Annotated in this window: 12 protein-coding genes; all 12 read left to right on the forward strand. The window is 66.4% G+C overall.

Translation table 11 applies throughout. The annotated features are described in order from the left end of the window. Positions 1-5,361, forward strand: a 5,361-nt coding sequence (locus AC1DT2_RS05820) for a beta strand repeat-containing protein (protein ID WP_477295051.1), incomplete at its 5' end; no start/stop codon positions are given. 205 nt (positions 5,362-5,566) lie between these two features. After that, positions 5,567-7,282, forward strand: coding sequence for a type II secretion system ATPase GspE (gspE, locus tag AC1DT2_RS05825; RefSeq protein ID WP_255548700.1), 1,716 nt, complete (start codon positions 5,567-5,569; stop codon positions 7,280-7,282). A gap of 8 nt (positions 7,283-7,290) precedes the next feature. Then, a complete protein-coding gene (gene gspF / locus AC1DT2_RS05830; RefSeq protein ID WP_477295053.1) occupies positions 7,291-8,508 on the forward strand; it encodes a type II secretion system inner membrane protein GspF in 1,218 nt (405 codons plus the stop codon). Between the two features lie 26 nt (positions 8,509-8,534). After that, entirely contained in the window at positions 8,535-8,960 is a 426-nt protein-coding gene (gene gspG / locus AC1DT2_RS05835) for a type II secretion system major pseudopilin GspG (RefSeq protein ID WP_082878826.1), read from the forward strand. Between the two features lie 16 nt (positions 8,961-8,976). Further along, positions 8,977-9,417 carry a GspH/FimT family protein gene (locus AC1DT2_RS05840; RefSeq protein WP_063570378.1) on the forward strand — a complete coding sequence of 147 codons (441 nt, stop codon included), beginning with the start codon at positions 8,977-8,979 and terminating at the stop codon, positions 9,415-9,417. Then, complete coding sequence (locus tag AC1DT2_RS05845; protein ID WP_477295056.1) at positions 9,414-9,830, forward strand: prepilin-type N-terminal cleavage/methylation domain-containing protein; 417 nt, start codon at positions 9,414-9,416, stop codon at positions 9,828-9,830. The genes AC1DT2_RS05840 and AC1DT2_RS05845 overlap by 4 nt, the downstream gene beginning before the upstream one ends. Then, positions 9,827-10,492: a prepilin-type N-terminal cleavage/methylation domain-containing protein gene (locus tag AC1DT2_RS05850; protein WP_063570376.1), complete on the forward strand. Its 666-nt coding sequence runs from the start codon at positions 9,827-9,829 to the stop codon at positions 10,490-10,492. Before AC1DT2_RS05845 ends, AC1DT2_RS05850 begins: the two co-directional genes overlap by 4 nt. Next, complete coding sequence (locus tag AC1DT2_RS05855) at positions 10,489-11,343, forward strand: type II secretion system minor pseudopilin (protein ID WP_063570375.1); 855 nt, start codon at positions 10,489-10,491, stop codon at positions 11,341-11,343. The genes AC1DT2_RS05850 and AC1DT2_RS05855 overlap by 4 nt, the downstream gene beginning before the upstream one ends. After that, entirely contained in the window at positions 11,340-12,578 is a 1,239-nt protein-coding gene (locus tag AC1DT2_RS05860; protein ID WP_477295059.1) for a PilN domain-containing protein, read from the forward strand. Before AC1DT2_RS05855 ends, AC1DT2_RS05860 begins: the two co-directional genes overlap by 4 nt. Further along, positions 12,565-13,161 (forward strand): type II secretion system protein GspM, encoded by a 597-nt coding sequence (gspM, locus tag AC1DT2_RS05865; RefSeq protein WP_231873815.1) that lies wholly within the window; start codon positions 12,565-12,567, stop codon positions 13,159-13,161. The genes AC1DT2_RS05860 and gspM overlap by 14 nt, the downstream gene beginning before the upstream one ends. Next, the gene (locus AC1DT2_RS05870; RefSeq protein WP_063570372.1) at positions 13,158-13,931 is read left to right on the forward strand and encodes a hypothetical protein; all 774 of its coding nucleotides are present in this window, start codon (positions 13,158-13,160) and stop codon (positions 13,929-13,931) included. The genes gspM and AC1DT2_RS05870 overlap by 4 nt, the downstream gene beginning before the upstream one ends. 38 nt (positions 13,932-13,969) lie before the next feature. Further along, positions 13,970-15,746: secretin N-terminal domain-containing protein (locus AC1DT2_RS05875; RefSeq protein WP_477295061.1), on the forward strand; the 1,777-nt coding region annotated here is incomplete at its 3' end.

Genomic DNA, 15,746 nt, shown 5'->3' on the forward strand with positions numbered 1-15,746 from the left:
GGTTACGGCAGCGTGGCTACCGGACAGAACAGCGCCGCCTACGGTGCGGGTGCGCAAGCCAACGGCCCGGGCAGCGTCGCTGTTGGCGGCGTGGCTGTGGACGAAGACGGCAATCCGCTGATCACCAACGCGGGCGTGCCGGTGGACACCGGTGCGACCAGTGCGGGTGTCGGTGGCACGGCTGTCGGTGCGAGCGCGCAGGCGAGCGGGTTTGCTGCTTCGGCACTTGGTGTCGGTGCCTATGCAAGCGGTGCGCAGTCGACTGCGGTGGGTGCGGTGGCCAATGCGCTCGGCGATTTCTCGACCGCCAGTGGTTCGCAGGCGACCGCCGCCGGTGATCAGTCGGTGGCCAATGGCTTCGGTTCGACAGCGTATAGCGCCGGCTCGACGGCGATCGGTGCCGGTGCCAGTGCGTCGGGTGAAGGCAGCATCGCGATCGGCAACTTCGCCGAAACGGGGTTCGGGCTGTTCGGGCTGGAGAGCGCCAACGCGGTCGCGCTTGGCACGAACAGCTGGGCTCTGGGCAACAACGCTACGGCACTGGGTGCGAATGCCTGGGCACTGGGTGAGAACTCGGTGGCCCTCGGCGCGGATTCGCAGGCCGATCGCGATAACACGGTGTCGGTCGGCACCGCAGGCCATGAACGGCAGATCGCGAACGTCGCCGCCGGAACCGAAGACACCGATGCGGTGAACAAGGGCCAGCTCGATTCGTCGGTGAGCGACGCGACGCGCTACTTCAAAGCCACTGGCATCGGCGACGGCAGCGACGATGCCCTGGCGACCGGCCAGTACGCGACAGCGTCCGGCTCGGGTGCCTATGCGGGCGCCGACGGTGCGAGCGCATACGGCAGCGGCGCGGTTGCGGCGGCAACGAATGCCACGGCGAACGGCTACGGCAGCGTTGCCGCGGGAAAGAACAGCGCGGCCTACGGCGCCGGCGCACAGGCCTCGGCCAACAGCGCGACGGCCATCGGCGGCCAGGCGCTGGACGCGGACGGCAATCCTTTGATCACCTACAGCGCCACCGGTGAAGCGGTGGGGCCGGCCAACGCATCCGGCCTCGCTTCAACGGCGGTGGGGGCGAGCGCACAGGCGCAAGGCCAGTTCGGTACGGCTCTCGGCACGGCCGCATTCGCGCAGGGTGAGCAGTCCACGGCCACCGGCTTCCTTTCGGAAGCCTCGGGCGTCGGCGCCACCGCGAATGGTGCACAGGCCTATGCGGCCGGTGATCTTTCGGTGGCGTCGGGCAGCGGCGCAGCGGCCTATAGCAACGGCTCGACCGCCATCGGCGGCGGCGCTAGCGCATCGGGCGAAGGCAGCATCGCGATCGGCAACTATGCCGAAACGGGCTTCGGACTGTTTGGTCTGGAAGCCGCCAATTCGGTTGCCATCGGCACGAACAGCTGGGCGCTCGGCAACAATGCCACCGCGCTGGGCGCGAATGCCTGGGCACTGGGTGAGAACTCCGTAGCGCTCGGCGCGGATTCGCAGGCCGATCGCGATAACACGGTGTCGGTCGGGACGGCGGGCCATGAGCGGCAGATCGCGAACGTCGCCGCCGGAACCGAAGACACCGACGCGGTGAACAAGGGCCAGCTCGATTCGTCGGTGAGTGGCGCCACGCGCTACTTCAAGGCGAACGGTCTGAACGACGGTAGCGATGACGCGTTGGCAACTGGCCAGTACGCAACGGCTTCGGGTTCCGGTGCTCTCGCCGGCGCCGATGGTGCCACGGCGACCGGTAGCAGCGCGGTGGCAACCGGCAACAACGCGACGGCAAGTGGTTACGGCAGCGTGGCTACCGGACAGAACAGCGCCGCCTACGGTGCGGGTGCGCAAGCCAACGGCCCGGGCAGCGTCGCTGTTGGCGGCGTGGCTGTGGACGAAGACGGCAATCCGCTGATCACCAACGGGGGCGTGCCGGTGGATACCGGTGCGACCAGCGCGGGTGTCGGTGGTACGGCGGTCGGTGCGAGCGCGCAGGCGAGCGGGTTTGCTGCGTCGTCGCTAGGCGTCGGTGCGTACGCAAGCGGCGCACAGTCGACCGCCGTCGGTGCGGTGGCCAACGCGCTCGGCGATTTCTCGACCGCCAGTGGTTCGCAGGCGACTGCCGCCGGTGATCAGTCGGTGGCCAACGGCTTCGGTTCGACGGCGTATAGCGCAGGCTCGACGGCGATCGGTGCCGGTGCCAGCGCGTCGGGCGCGGGCAGCATCGCGATCGGCAACTTCGCGGAAACGGGTTTCGGGCTGTTCGGTCTCGAGAGCGCCAATGCAGTTGCTCTTGGTACAAACAGCTGGGCGCTCGGCAACAACGCCACGGCGCTCGGTGCGAATGCCTGGGCGCTGGGAGAAAACTCGGTAGCGCTCGGGGCGGATTCGCAGGCCGATCGCGATAACACGGTATCGGTCGGGACGGCGGGCCATGAGCGGCAGATCGCGAACGTCGCTGCGGGAACGGAAGACACCGATGCGGTGAACAAGGGCCAGCTCGATTCGTCGGTGAGTGGCGCCACGCGCTACTTCAAGGCGAACGGTCTGAACGACGGCAGCGACGATGCGCAAGCAACTGGCCAGTACGCAACGGCTTCGGGTTCCGGTGCTCTCGCCGGCGCTGATGGTGCCACGGCGACCGGTAGTGGTGCGGTAGCGACGGGCGTCAACGCGACAGCGACGGGTTACGGCAGCGTCGCCACGGGGCAGAACAGCGCTGCGTATGGCGCCGTTGCGCAGGCCGACGGTGCGAGTAGCACGGCCATCGGCGAGTCATCCTACGCGTCGGCGGCAAATTCGGTCGCCCTCGGTGCCGGTTCACTGGCTGACCGCGCGAACGCCGTCTCGGTAGGCAGTGCGGGTAGCGAGCGTCAGATCACCAACGTCGCCGCGGGTACCGAAACCACCGATGCGGTGAACAAGGGCCAGCTCGATGCATTGGCGGGTGGCGTAAGCGACGCCAGTCACTACTTCAAGGCGAACGGCCTCAACGACGGTAGCGACGATGCGCAGGCGGTGGGTGATTTGGCCACGGCGGCGGGGTCGGGCGCTTTCGCGTCGGGTACCGGTGCGACGGCGACAGGTGCGGGCGCCAATGCGGTGAACCAGTTCGCCACGGCGAACGGTTACGGCAGCACCGCCAGTGGCATGAACAGCGCTGCCTTCGGTGCGGGTGCACAGGCGACGGGTGCTGGCAGCGTCGCGGTCGGAGGCAATGCCGTCGATGAGGACGGTAACCCCCTTATCTCAGACAGCAATGGAAACCCCGTCGACACCGGCGCGACCAGCGCAGGCGTCGGCGGTACGGCGGTTGGCGCAAGCTCCCAGGCAGGCGGCTTCGCAGCGACCTCGGTCGGTGTCGGCGCCTACGCCAGTGGTGCACAGTCCACGGCCCTGGGTGCCGTCGCCAACGCCACCGGCGACTACGCGACGGCCGTGGGTACATCGACGACGGCTTCGGGTGCGGGCTCGGTAGCCGTCGGTGGGCCGAGCAACCTGCCGGGTGTGGGCCTGATCTATACCGGTGCGACGGGTGACAGTGCCGCCGCGTTCGGCGCGGGTGCGCAGGCCACGGCGGATTACGCCACGGCGCTCGGTGGCGTGGCCGCTGCCGAGGGCGTCGGTAGCACGGCGCTGGGTTACTTCGCCTACGCGCCGGGCGGAAATGCTACCGCGCTGGGTATCAATAGCTGGGCATCCGGTGCCAGCAGCGTCGCGGTGGGTGACTTCTCGACCGCCTTGGGCGCGAACAGCGTCGCGCTGGGTTCGAACTCGCTGGCCACCCGCGCGAATACGGTGTCGGTGGGTGATCGCGGTAGTGAACGGCAGATCACCAATGTCGCAGGGGGCGTGCAGGGTACGGATGCCGTCAACGTACAGCAGCTGAATACCCTGTCCGACAGTGTGAGCAGCGCCAGCCACTACGTATCGGCGACTGGCGCGGCCGATGGCTCGGACGATGCGAGCGCCACGGGCCAACTGGCCATCGCGACCGGGGCGGGGAGTAGCGCGAGCGGCGACCTGTCGACCGCCAACGGTGCCTTCGCCACCGCGAGCAAAGAGTCGTCGACGGCGATCGGTGCCTCGGCCAATGCCGGGGCGGCCGGTGCCACGGCCATCGGCGACAGTGCCAGGGCCCTGGGCGTCAATTCGGTCGCGCTCGGTAACGGATCGCTCGCGACGCGGGCCAACACGGTGTCGGTGGGCAGTGCGGGAAACAACCGTCAGATCACCAATGTGGCATCCGGTACGCAGACGAACGATGCGGTGAACGTCGGTCAGTTGAACACGGCACTCTCAAGCGCCTTCTCGGGCAGCTCGAACGTGGCGGGAAACGCCATGGCGATGGCCCTGGGTGGTGGCGCAACGATGGGCGCCAATGGCTTCGTCGGCCCGGTCTATCGGGTGCAGGGGGGCTCGTACGGTACGGTGGGTGGCGCGGTCGGTGCGCTGGACGGCGCCCTGACATCGCTGAACAGCCGTGTGGGCAGTCTGGAATCGAAGTCGGCAGGCGGTTCCGGCACCGGAACGACGCCGATTCGGCGTGATGCGGTCGCTGCAGCACCGGCATCGGTCAGCAGTCCGGGCGTCATGGCGGCCGCCGTCACACCGGCTGTCACATCGGCCGCCGTGGCGCCTGTCGTATCTGCTGCTGCGGCAGCGCCGCCGGTGACGGCCCAGGCCGTCGTGCCAGGGACCGGCAACGGCATCGCGATCGGTACCGGCAGCTATGCTAAAGACCCAACGGACATCGCGGTTGGCAACAACGCCAGTGTCGGCGCCGATAACGGCACGGCGGTCGGCAACGGAGCGACGGTGACGGCGGCGGCGACCAACAGCGTCGCGCTCGGCGCCGGATCGGTCGCTGACCAGGCCAACACGGTGTCGGTGGGTGCGGTGGGCGCCGAACGGCGCATCACCAACGTCGCCGCCGGCACCGCGCCCACGGACGGGGCCAATGTCGGGCAGGTGGATCAGGCCGTGGCGACTGCGAAGGCCTATTCCGACCAGGGCGATGCCGCCACCCTCAACAGCGCCAAGCAGTACACGGACCAGAAGTTCGGGGATGTCGTGAGCGGCGGGGCCTTCAACGAGTACAAGAGCCAGGTCGACCACCGCTTCAACGACCTCAACGACCGCCTGAACAAGGTAGGCGCCATGGGTGCGGCGATGTCGCAAATGGCGTTCAGCACCCAGGGTGTCAGYGGGGACAACCGGCTTGGCGTGGGCGTCGGTGGGTACAAGGGTCAAGGCGCGATGTCGGTCGGCTACTCGCGCAGCCTCAGTCCCAAGGCGACTCTCACCTTCGGCGCCGCGATCAGCGGTGGTGAGACTTCAGGAGGTGTTGGTGTAGGCATCGGCTGGTAATCAGCCCGGCGATATCCTACGAGTCAGCCCTAAGGGCGCGAAAGCCGGCGGTGACGTCGGCTTTCGCTTGTTGCGCCATGTCGCGGAACACGGGATTCACGGTCGCCGTCGACGCACGGTATGTGCTACCAATAGCGGCCCGCGCGGTCTGGATCGATCGCGTGGATCGACCGCTTTAACGGACCGTGAGGAAGGCATGTCTGCAATGACTGAGCATAGGGATATGCTGACCGGGGAACCGGGAGAAGCTCACGTCTGTGCGCACCTGGTGGCGCATGGCCGCCTTAAGGACACCGACCTCGCGCGGGCCAGGCGCCTGCATGACGAGACGCCGGAGGGTACGCTTACCTCGTTGATGGCCCGTCTTGGCCTGGTGTCGGAGCGCGATCTGGCCGATGCCTGGGCCGAATTGCTCGGTCTGACGCTGCTGGCAGCCAAAGACGCCCCGGACCTGCCCCCGGCCGATATCGAACTGTCGGTTCGCTTCCTCAAGCAGTACCACGTCATTCCCGTTCGCGAAGGCGAGGGCGGTCTGGCGCTTCTGGTTGCCGATCCCGCCGACCCGTATCCGTTGCAGGCTGTCCGGCTCGCCACGGGTCGCGACCTGCCCCTGCGGGTGGGACTGCGTTCGGAGATCGACGGACTCATCGAGCGCTATTACGGCCAGGGCCGTTCTGCCATGGGCAGCATTGTCGAGAGCCTGGATGGCAGCGCGGCCGAAGAGGACGATGTCGAGCACCTGCGCGATCTCGCCTCCGAAGCGCCGGTGATTCGCCTGGTCAACCTCATTCTCCAGCGCGCCGTGGAACAGCGGGCGTCGGACGTGCACATCGAGCCGTTTGAGAACCACCTCAAGGTCCGCTACCGCATCGATGGCGTGCTGCACGAAGTGGAAGCGCCACCGTCGAGTTCCACCGCTGCGGTTATTTCGCGCGTGAAGATCATGGCCCGTCTCAACATCGCGGAGCGGCGACTACCCCAGGACGGCCGCATTCAGCTGCGCGTGCAAGGCAAGGAGCTGGACCTGCGCGTGTCCACGGTGCCGACCAGCTTCGGCGAATCGGTGGTCATGCGTATCCTCGATCGCGAATCGATCATTTTCGACTTCGCCTCGCTGGGCTTCACCGACAACTTCCGCGATCGTTTCGTCGAAGTGCTCGACCGCCCGCACGGCATCCTGCTGGTGACCGGCCCGACCGGCTCCGGCAAGACGACGACGCTGTACACCGCGCTGTCACAGATCAATACGCCGGACGTGAAGATCATCACGGTCGAAGATCCGGTCGAGTACCAGATCGAAGGCATCAACCAGATCCAGGTCAAGCCGCAGATCGGCCTGGACTTTACCGGTGCGCTTCGCTCCATCGTCCGACAGGATCCGGACGTCATCATGATCGGCGAAATGCGCGATCTCGAAACCTGCCGCATCGCGATCCAGTCGGCGCTGACGGGGCATCTGGTGCTGTCCACACTGCATACCAACAGCGCGTCGGGCGGCATCACGCGCCTGCTCGACATGGGTGTGGAAGATTATCTGCTTGGCTCGACCGTGAATGGCATCCTCGCCCAGCGCCTTGTTCGCCGGCTGGATCCGGAAACGGCGATCGCGTACGAGGCGCTGCCCGAGGTGATTGAACAGTTCGAGCTGCACAAGTACACCGACGAGCGGCCGATCCGCTTGTGGAAGCCCGGAACCAGTGCGACCAACCCGACCGGCTACCGCGGCCGCCGCGCGATCATGGAATTCCTCGTCATGAGTGATCCGCTTCGTCGCCTCGTGATGCAGCGTTCCGATGCCGGCGAAATCGAACGGCAGGCGCGGGCCGAGGGTATGCGCACCATGTACGAAGACGGCCTCGCCAAGGCGGTGGCCGGTGTCACCACGATCGAAGAAGTCCTTCGCGTCACCCAGGAATCCTAGGCCCTCCCATGAGCCAGTTCCGTTACCGAGCTATCAGTGCCGCCGGCGAAGCGCTCACCGGCAGGATGGAAGCTGCGTCCGTCGAAGACGTGGTTGCGCGCCTCCAGGATCAGGGCCACACGCCGTTGGAAGCCGCACCCGCCGACGGCGCGGCGAGCGGTGGCGGATTCGCGGCGTTGTTTCGCAAGGGGGTGTTCACCGGGGATCAGCTCGCCCAGTTCACTCACCAGCTCGCCACCCTGCTCAGCGCCGGCCAGCCACTGGATCGGGCGCTTGGCATCCTGCTCGACCTTCCCGAAGGCGAGCGCGCGAAGAACCTCGTCGAGCGCGTGCGTGACCGCGTCCGCGGCGGAACGACCTTGTCCACGGCACTCGACGAAGAGAACGGGGTCTTCCCGCGTCTCTATGTCAGCCTCGTGCGGGCGGGCGAAGCCGGTGGCTCGCTCGACGAAACGCTGCGCCGCCTGGCCGACTACCTGGAACGGGCACAGGCGCTCCGCGGCAGCATTATCAACGCGCTGATCTATCCCGCTTTCCTGATGGTCGGCGTGCTCGGTTCACTGGTGCTGTTGCTGGCTTACGTCGTGCCGCAGTTCGTGCCGATCTTCGCCGACATGCAGGTGCCGATCCCACTCATTACCAAGGTGGTACTCGCCCTGGGTACGGTGATCAGTGACTGGTGGTGGGCGCTTGGCCTCGCGCTCTTCGTCCTGGGCGTCTTCATCCGCCTGCGCCTTCGTGATCCCGACGCGAAGCTGGCCTTCCACGCGCGCCTGCTCACCATGCGGGTATCCGGGCCGTTGTTACTCAAGGTCGAGACCGCACGCATCGCACGCACCCTGGGTACCCTGCTGAAGAACGGCGTGCCCTTGCTTTCGTCCTTGGCCATCGCTCGCCAGGTCACCGGCAACCGCGCGCTCGACCTGGCGCTCGAACAGGCCGCTGAACGTGTCAAGGGCGGCGCCGGTCTCGGCAGCTCCCTCGCTCAGACAGAGCGCTTCCCGCGCCTTGCGCTGCAGATGATCCAGGTCGGCGAAGAGGCCGGCGCGCTCGATACCATGCTGCTCAAGGTTGCCGATACCTTCGATGTCGAAGCCAAGCGCGCCATCGATCGCCTGTTGGCGGCGCTGGTCCCGGCACTCACCATCGTCATGACCGTCATGGTCGCTTTCATCATGGCGGCGATCCTGCTGCCTCTGCTCAGCCTTACCAGCAACATCAACTGACCGTATTCGTTCCAAGGAGCTCTGCCATGCGCGCGACACGTACGCTTCGACCCCGCCTCTCCCGTGGCTTCACGCTGCTCGAAATGCTCGCCGTCATCGTCCTGATCGGCATCATCGGCGCCATCGTCGTGACCCAGGTCGGCAAGAACGTCGACAAGGGCAAGTACGGCGCGGGCAAGGCCCAGGTCGTCACCCTGGGCCAGAAGGTCGAAAACTACGCGCTCGATAACGGCGCGCCGCCGCACGACCTGGGCGACCTCGTCGCCAAGCCCGCCGATGCACAGAACTGGCAGGGTCCTTACGCGAAGGAGTCGGACCTGAAGGATCCGTGGGGCCATCCGTTCGGCTATCGCTACCCGGGCGAACACGGCAGTTTCGACCTCGTGTTCTATGGTCAGGACGGCAAGTCCGGCGGCGAGGGCTATTCCGCCGACTACGGCAACTGGCAGTAAGCGACCCGGCACGGCCATGCATACGCGCGGATTTACGCTGTTCGAAATGCTGGCCGTGATCCTGCTCATCGCGATCGCGGCGGCGGCAGTGTCCATTCCTATTACCCAGGGGCTCGCCAGCGCACGCGTGAATGCGGCCAGTGGCGAGCTCGCTGCTGCCTTGCGCTGGACCCGTGCGCAGTCGATCGTCAAAGGCGAAAGCCTTGCCCTCGAGGTGGATACGTCGGCATCGACATACAAACCGCCGGGCAAGTCGTTGGTCACCCTTCCGAAGGATATGCGCGTCTCGATCACAAGTGCGCGCGAGGACCAGGCGAACGCCACCACCGGACGCATCCGCTTCTTCCCCGACGGCAGTTCGACGGGTGGTCGCGTTACGCTGACGCGTGGGCAACGGGAATGGCACGTCAACGTCGCCTGGCTCACGGGTGCCGTCAGCGTCGTGGATTCGAAGTGAGCTATCCCGGTCGCCAACGCGGGTTCAGCCTGCTCGAGATCATTGCCGCCATTGCCATCCTGGCGATCGCCTTCGCCGCGCTCATGCAGGTTGCGGGCAGTTCCATGAGCCTCACGGCACGCGCCAATGAACGTACCCAGGCGGCGCTGCGCGCGCGCACGCTACTTGACGGTGCCTTCGTCATGGAGCCGCTGCGCGAAGGCGATAGCGAGGGGCGCTTCGACGATACCTACCGCTGGCACATGAACGTCACGCGCTATGTCACCCCCGATGTGAAACCTCCGGCGGACGGCACCGCCAGTCGCGTGTATCGGCTGGATCTGGACGTCACCTGGGGTGTGGCCGACAACGAGCGGCACGCGCGTTTTTCAACGCTGCGCATGGGTGGCGCGAACACGGACGGCTCACCGTGAGGCGCGCGGCCGGTTTTAGCCTTATGGAAGTGCTCGCGGCGCTGGCGTTGCTGACCATCGTGTTGCTCGGGGTCTACTCGGGCATCAGCACGGCGTCGCGCATCGTCCGTAGCGGCGACCAGGCCATCGAGCGCATGGATGAGATCCGTTCCGCGCAAACGTTTCTTCGCAGCGAACTGGCCCAGGCGCTCGCCGTGCCGTTCGACGAGACCGACGATGGCGATCCGATCGTGTTTTCCGGTACCTCGCGCACGCTGCGGTATGTCGCCCCGATGCCGGGTTACCTGTCGAAACTCGGCCCGCAATTACAGACGGTCTCGCTGGTCGACGATGGCCGTCAGAGTTATCGCCTCGAAGTGACTCTTGCGATGTTGCCTCCGGATGGCGGCGCGCCGCAGCCGATCGGCGAGCCCGAAGTCCTTCTTCGTGGCATTCGCAAGGGCTCGATCTCGTATCGTGGCATGGACGATCAGAACCGCCCTGGCGACTGGCAGGACAGCTGGGATGACGGGCGGCGCACGCCGTCGCTGGTTCGCATCGAACTCGATGTCGGCGGCAACGTGACCTTTCCGACCCTCGTCGCACCCATCCGCATCGACGCGTCGGCATCGCGGAACGGTCTGTCGCTGACGCGTGGCACACGCGGGCCGGTGATTCGATGAATCGTGAACGCAACCGAGGTGTCGCGCTGCTTATCGTCCTGTGGGGCTGCACGTTGTTGGCCATCATGCTTGGCGGGTTCGCCGCGCTGGCGCGAACCGAGGGCTTGCAAGCGCGCTACCAGTTCGCCCAGACGCGTGCCCACTATGCCGCGGAGGCAGGCATGGTCCGCGCCATCGAGGGTTTACAGACGACCGACCCCGACGGGCGCTGGATTGCCGACGGACGCCCTTATGTGTTCGAGTTCGATGACGCCAAGGTCAACATCACTGTCGTCGATGAAGACGGCAAGGTGGACCTCAACGCCGCCTCCGACCAGGTGTTGACCGGCTTGTTCAAGGCGGCCGGCGCCAACGACGACAAGGCGAAGAGCCTTTCCGCCGCCGTCCAGGACTGGCGCCGCCCCGGCGATGCCGCTTCGCCCAACGGCGCGAAGAAGCCCCAGTACGAAGCAGCGGGCCTCGGGTACGGGCCGCGCAACGGGCCCTTCGCCACGGTGGAGGAGGCGCGCATGGTGCTCGGCATGGATCCGGCCATCTGGACCGCCGTCGCGCCAGTCCTGACGATCTGGTCCGGTCGCGAGCGACCGAACACCGAGCACGCCCAGCCGCTCGCACTGGCTTCGATTCCCGGACTTGGCGAGGCGGGTGCCCAGGCCATCCTGGCCACCCGCGGGCAGGCCAACGGTGCGTCGGTCGCCGGGGGCAACGGTGTCACGCACACGATACGTGCGGAGGCCATCCTTGACGACGGAACTCGGAGTTTCCTTACATCGACCGTCCGACTGCGTGGGATAAGATCCGGTAACCAGCCCTACGCGATATTGCGTTGGCGCGAAGGAGATGTTGAATGACCGCTTTGCAGGATGCCTCCCAGCTTCAGCTCGACCGCCTGCGCCGTGCCTGGCGCGGCAGCGTGCTGCCGGGCTTTCTGCGCTGGTGGGGTGGCGAGTTGTCGGCGCTGCTGCCGGTACGCTGGCGACAGGCCTTCGCCGGTGGCGAGCGCTGGTATGTCCTCGAACGCGGCGACGACGTCTGGCAGCTTCGTCGCGCCGGCGAAAGTCTGTCCATCGCGGACGCCTTCGACGCCGACACCGCCGAACACCGTGCCGCCCTGCTGGCGCGTGCCCTGGACGAGTGCGATCCCGCCGATCGCCGTATCGCTTTGCTCATGCCGGCCGCCCAGGTGCTCCGGCGTCGTCTGGTGCTGCCGGTCGCTGCACGCGACAACCTGCGTCAGGTGGTCGGCTACGACATCGACCGGCAGACACCCTTCCGCGCTGAGGACATCCACTTCGGCGTGCGCGAACTGGGTGAAGGCGGCCCGGAGGGGCGCTTCGTTGCCGAGCTCGCCGCCACGCCACGTGCCTCCCTCGATCCGCTTCTCGACGAGCTCGCGGCCTTGCGGGTTGCCCCCGATCGCGTCGATGTCCCCCAGGGCTACGGACTGGCCGGTGTCGATCTGTTGCCGCCTGCGCGTGCGCCGCGCCGCGTGGATCGTCGACGCCGATTGAACCTCGCCCTGGTTGCGGCCATCGTGCTCCTGCTGTTTGGCGCCATGGGCGCATGGCTGCACAATCGAAACGTCGCGCTCGAGACCATGCGTGCCGACGTCGATGCCATGCAGTCCGATGCACAGCGGGTGAAGGCCCTGCGTCAACGTCTTATGGATAGCGCGGGCGCCTCGGGCTTCCTCGTCCGTCGCAAGAGCGAGTCTCCGTCGATCCTGCCAGTACTCGACGAACTCACCCATCGGCTGCCCGACGACACCTGGCTGGAGCGCTTCACGCTCAATGCCACGGGTCAGATCGGCTTTCAGGGCCAGAGCCCGCAAGCGGCCCGCCTCATCGACGCGCTCAAGGGAGCGCGCAGCATTGCCGAGCCGAGCTTCCAGGGCACCATCCAGACGGATCCCACGTCCGGCAAGGAACGCTTCTACATGCAGGCCAAGGCGTTGATGGCGAAGCCTGTGACTGCCGCACCTGCAAGGGCAGCGTCTGCCCCCGCGCCGGCAGCCGCATCGACGAAGGCAGCGGCGACCCCGACCGCCCCGATCAAGGAGGATGCCCGTGCGCATGAAGCCCGCTGAATCTCGCGTCGCCGCGATCCTGCTTCTGGTCGTAGCCATCGCCATCGGCTATTTCGTGTTGATCCACTGGTGGTTCGTATCGCCACAATTGGCGATCGCCAGCGACATGAATGACCTGCGCGACACGCAACGCCGATACGCCGCCGCGATCGCCGAGCGACCACAGCTGGAGAAACGTCTGGCTACGCTCGAACAGGGCCAGACACGGAGCGATGCCTTTCTCGCCGGCGACGACACGAACGCTGCCGCGGCGGGGCTCATGCAGCGCATCGTGGATGTCGCCGCAGCCCACAAAGAAGATGGCTCCTGCGACGTCGTGCAGAAAATGCCCGTACCAAGCCAGGAGAAAGCCGGTGATCCGTACCGGAAAGTCACCGTGAATATCAGCCTGCGCTGCCAGGTGCAGCCGATGACCGCGGTGCTTCACGATATCGAGGAAGAAACGCCGTACCTCTTCATCGAGGACTTCAGCATCTATCGCAATCCCGTTGCTGCGCGAGCCGGTGGCGCTGCGCCGATGGAAGTGCAGTTCACCGTGTCCGGTTATATTCATGCCGCCCGCGCGGCGAAGGCGGCCACATGAACGCGGCCGGTCAACGTCGGCTGACGCCGGTGCTCGCCATCATTGCGCTGGCCTTTGGTTGCACCGCTGTCGCCTTTGCCATGGGCGTAGGGCAGGGCGTGCGCTGGGACGATCCGGCGCCACCGGAAGCCTTGCCGCAGCTGCGCGCCGCAGCGATGCCGCCCACCTCGCCACTGAATCGCTATGCCGAGGTCTGGCAGCGACCGTTGTTCATGGCTGACCGTAAACCCGTGGCGGCAGCGGACACGGACGATTCATCCAGCAACATCGGAGATCTCGAACTGACCGGCATCATCATGACCTCAGACCTGCGCATGGCCTTGCTACGCGATCGGGGCAAGGACATGACGGTGCGCGTCAAGGAAGGCGCCGCGCTCGCCGACGGTCACTGGACGCTTGCCTCGCTGACGCCCCGCAGCGCCGTGTTCGACAACGGCGGCCAGCGCCGCGAATTGACGCTGAAGGTCGCCGCTCCCGAGGCACTGACCAAGGACCCAGGTCGGCAGGGAGCCGTACCGGCAGCGGGACAGTCGCCCCAGCCTCCGCGCACTAACCCTGGCCTTTCGGGCAGCGGTGTGCACGTGGAGCAGGCGTCCGGCATGACCGGCCCCGCACTGCCTCGTCCGCCTGCCGCACCGGCGCGGGATGCTCCGCCCCGACAGGACGACAGCGCGCTCCAGCAAGCCAGGATCGAAGCCCTGAAACAAGCCGTACAGAAGCGCCGCATGGAGCAACAACAACAGCGGCAGCAAGCGCAGGACTCGCAGTAGCGGGCGCATGAGGCGCCCACCACGGAAGGAAGGACATCATGAAGCGACTCAATCTCGGCATCGCCGTCGCGGCGGCTTTGCTCGCGACGGGCTGTGCCCCCCACGCGACGCGCTCGACCTATGGCGATATCGCGCGTGAAGCCCTCGCCGGCGTCGACCATCCCGTACCGGAGCCGTTGCCACTGGCCCCGGCTTCTGAATCGCCCCCGTCAACGGCGCAGCCCGCCGGGGCCCAGAGGGAAATCAGTCGCGGCAGCGGAACCTTCATCCACCCGCAGGCGCTGAAGGAGCCTCGACAGACGGTGGCTGGCGAGGGAGCGGTCACACTCAACTTCGAAGACCAGCCGATCGAGGCTGTCGTCAAGGCGATCCTCGGCGATCTCCTCGATGCGAATTACTCGCTCGCCCCCGGCGTGCGCGGCACCGTATCGTTCTCGACATCCAAGCCGGTCAAGCGCGAAGACGCCTTGCCGATCCTCGAGAACCTGCTGTCGTGGACGGGCAATGCACTCGTCAGGGAGCACGGTCGATACACGGTCGTGCCCACGTCGCAGGCCGTCGCCGGGCGGCTCGCGCCGACCCTCGGTGCGAATGCCCCTCGCGATGGCCTCGGTGCCCGGCTATTCCCGTTGCGCTTCGTCGCCGCACCGGAAATGGCCAGGCTTCTCGCGCCGTTCGCGGCGACGGACGCCATCCTCCTGTCCGATCCCGCAAGGAATGTCCTGGTGGTCGCGGGTACGCGTGAGGAACTGGATAACGTGGCACAAACCATCGACACCTTCGATGTCGATTGGGTGAGTGGTATGTCGGTAGGTGTCTTCGGCCTGAGAAATGCCGGTGTGGCTGAGTTGATGCCTGCGCTGGATTCCGTATTCGGGCAGAAGAGCGGTGCGCCTGTCGCGGGGCTTATCCGGTTCATCCCGATCGAACGCACCAACGCGATCGTCGTGATCGCCACGCAGGCCGCGCACATCGAGCAGGTGGGCGAGTGGATCGAACGTATCGACCGTGGCGGCGGCAACGAACCGCGCCTCTTCGTATACGACGTTCGAAACCTTCTCGCCTCGGATGTGGCCCGCTACGTGGGCAACATCTTCGGAGGTGCCGTCAGTGGCGACACCTCATCCGCGCAAGTAGGGCCCGGACTCAATGGCATCGCCTTGGGAGGAAGCGTGGGCGACGGAGGCAACGGCTTCGGTGATGGCAGTGGCGGTGGAACAGATGTCGCCCCGGACAGCGACGCGTCGTTCTACCAGGCGCCATCCGCGGCGTCATCGGGCGATGGAAAGTCCAACATCCGCATCACCGCGATCGATGCGAACAACCAGTTGATGATTCACGCGCGGCCGTCGCAGTGGGCCGATATTCGCCAGGCCGTCGAGCGGCTCGACGCCGTTCCGCTCCAGGTGCAGATCGAAACCCGCATCCTGGAAGTCGTGCTTCGCGACAACTTCCGCTTTGGCGTGCAGTGGTATCTCGAGGGTCTCGCCGGCGGCAGCGGTGACTTGAGCCAGCCCGGCAACAAGCAGCAGTGGGCGCTAGGCAGCGGAGGTGGCAAGCCTTCGGGTAGTGACACGCTCTTCTATTCCTTCGTAAACAAGAACGTCCAGGTCGCGCTGCGCGCCATGGAAACGGACAGCAACACGACGACGCTCTCCGCGCCGTCGCTGGTGGTGGTGAACAACCGCAAGGCACGTATCCAGGTGGGCGACCAGATTCCCGTCACGCAGACCTTCGTCAACCCCGGCCTGGGTAGCGATAAAGAAGTGGGCCAGGTCACCTACAAGGACACCGGCGTCATTCTCGAGGTGCGTC

This window comes from Luteibacter sp. P4_E6 (genome assembly GCF_056401535.1).

Coding starts and splice junctions, on each gene's coding strand:
- gspE (WP_255548700.1), top strand. CDS start 5,567: ATGACTGAGCATAGGGATATGCTGACCGGGGAACCGGGAGAAGCTCAC.
- gspF (WP_477295053.1), top strand. CDS start 7,291: ATGAGCCAGTTCCGTTACCGAGCTATCAGTGCCGCCGGCGAAGCGCTC.
- gspG (WP_082878826.1), top strand. CDS start 8,535: ATGCGCGCGACACGTACGCTTCGACCCCGCCTCTCCCGTGGCTTCACG.
- AC1DT2_RS05840 (WP_063570378.1), top strand. CDS start 8,977: ATGCATACGCGCGGATTTACGCTGTTCGAAATGCTGGCCGTGATCCTG.
- AC1DT2_RS05855 (WP_063570375.1), top strand. CDS start 10,489: ATGAATCGTGAACGCAACCGAGGTGTCGCGCTGCTTATCGTCCTGTGG.
- AC1DT2_RS05860 (WP_477295059.1), top strand. CDS start 11,340: ATGACCGCTTTGCAGGATGCCTCCCAGCTTCAGCTCGACCGCCTGCGC.
- gspM (WP_231873815.1), top strand. CDS start 12,565: ATGAAGCCCGCTGAATCTCGCGTCGCCGCGATCCTGCTTCTGGTCGTA.
- AC1DT2_RS05870 (WP_063570372.1), top strand. CDS start 13,158: ATGAACGCGGCCGGTCAACGTCGGCTGACGCCGGTGCTCGCCATCATT.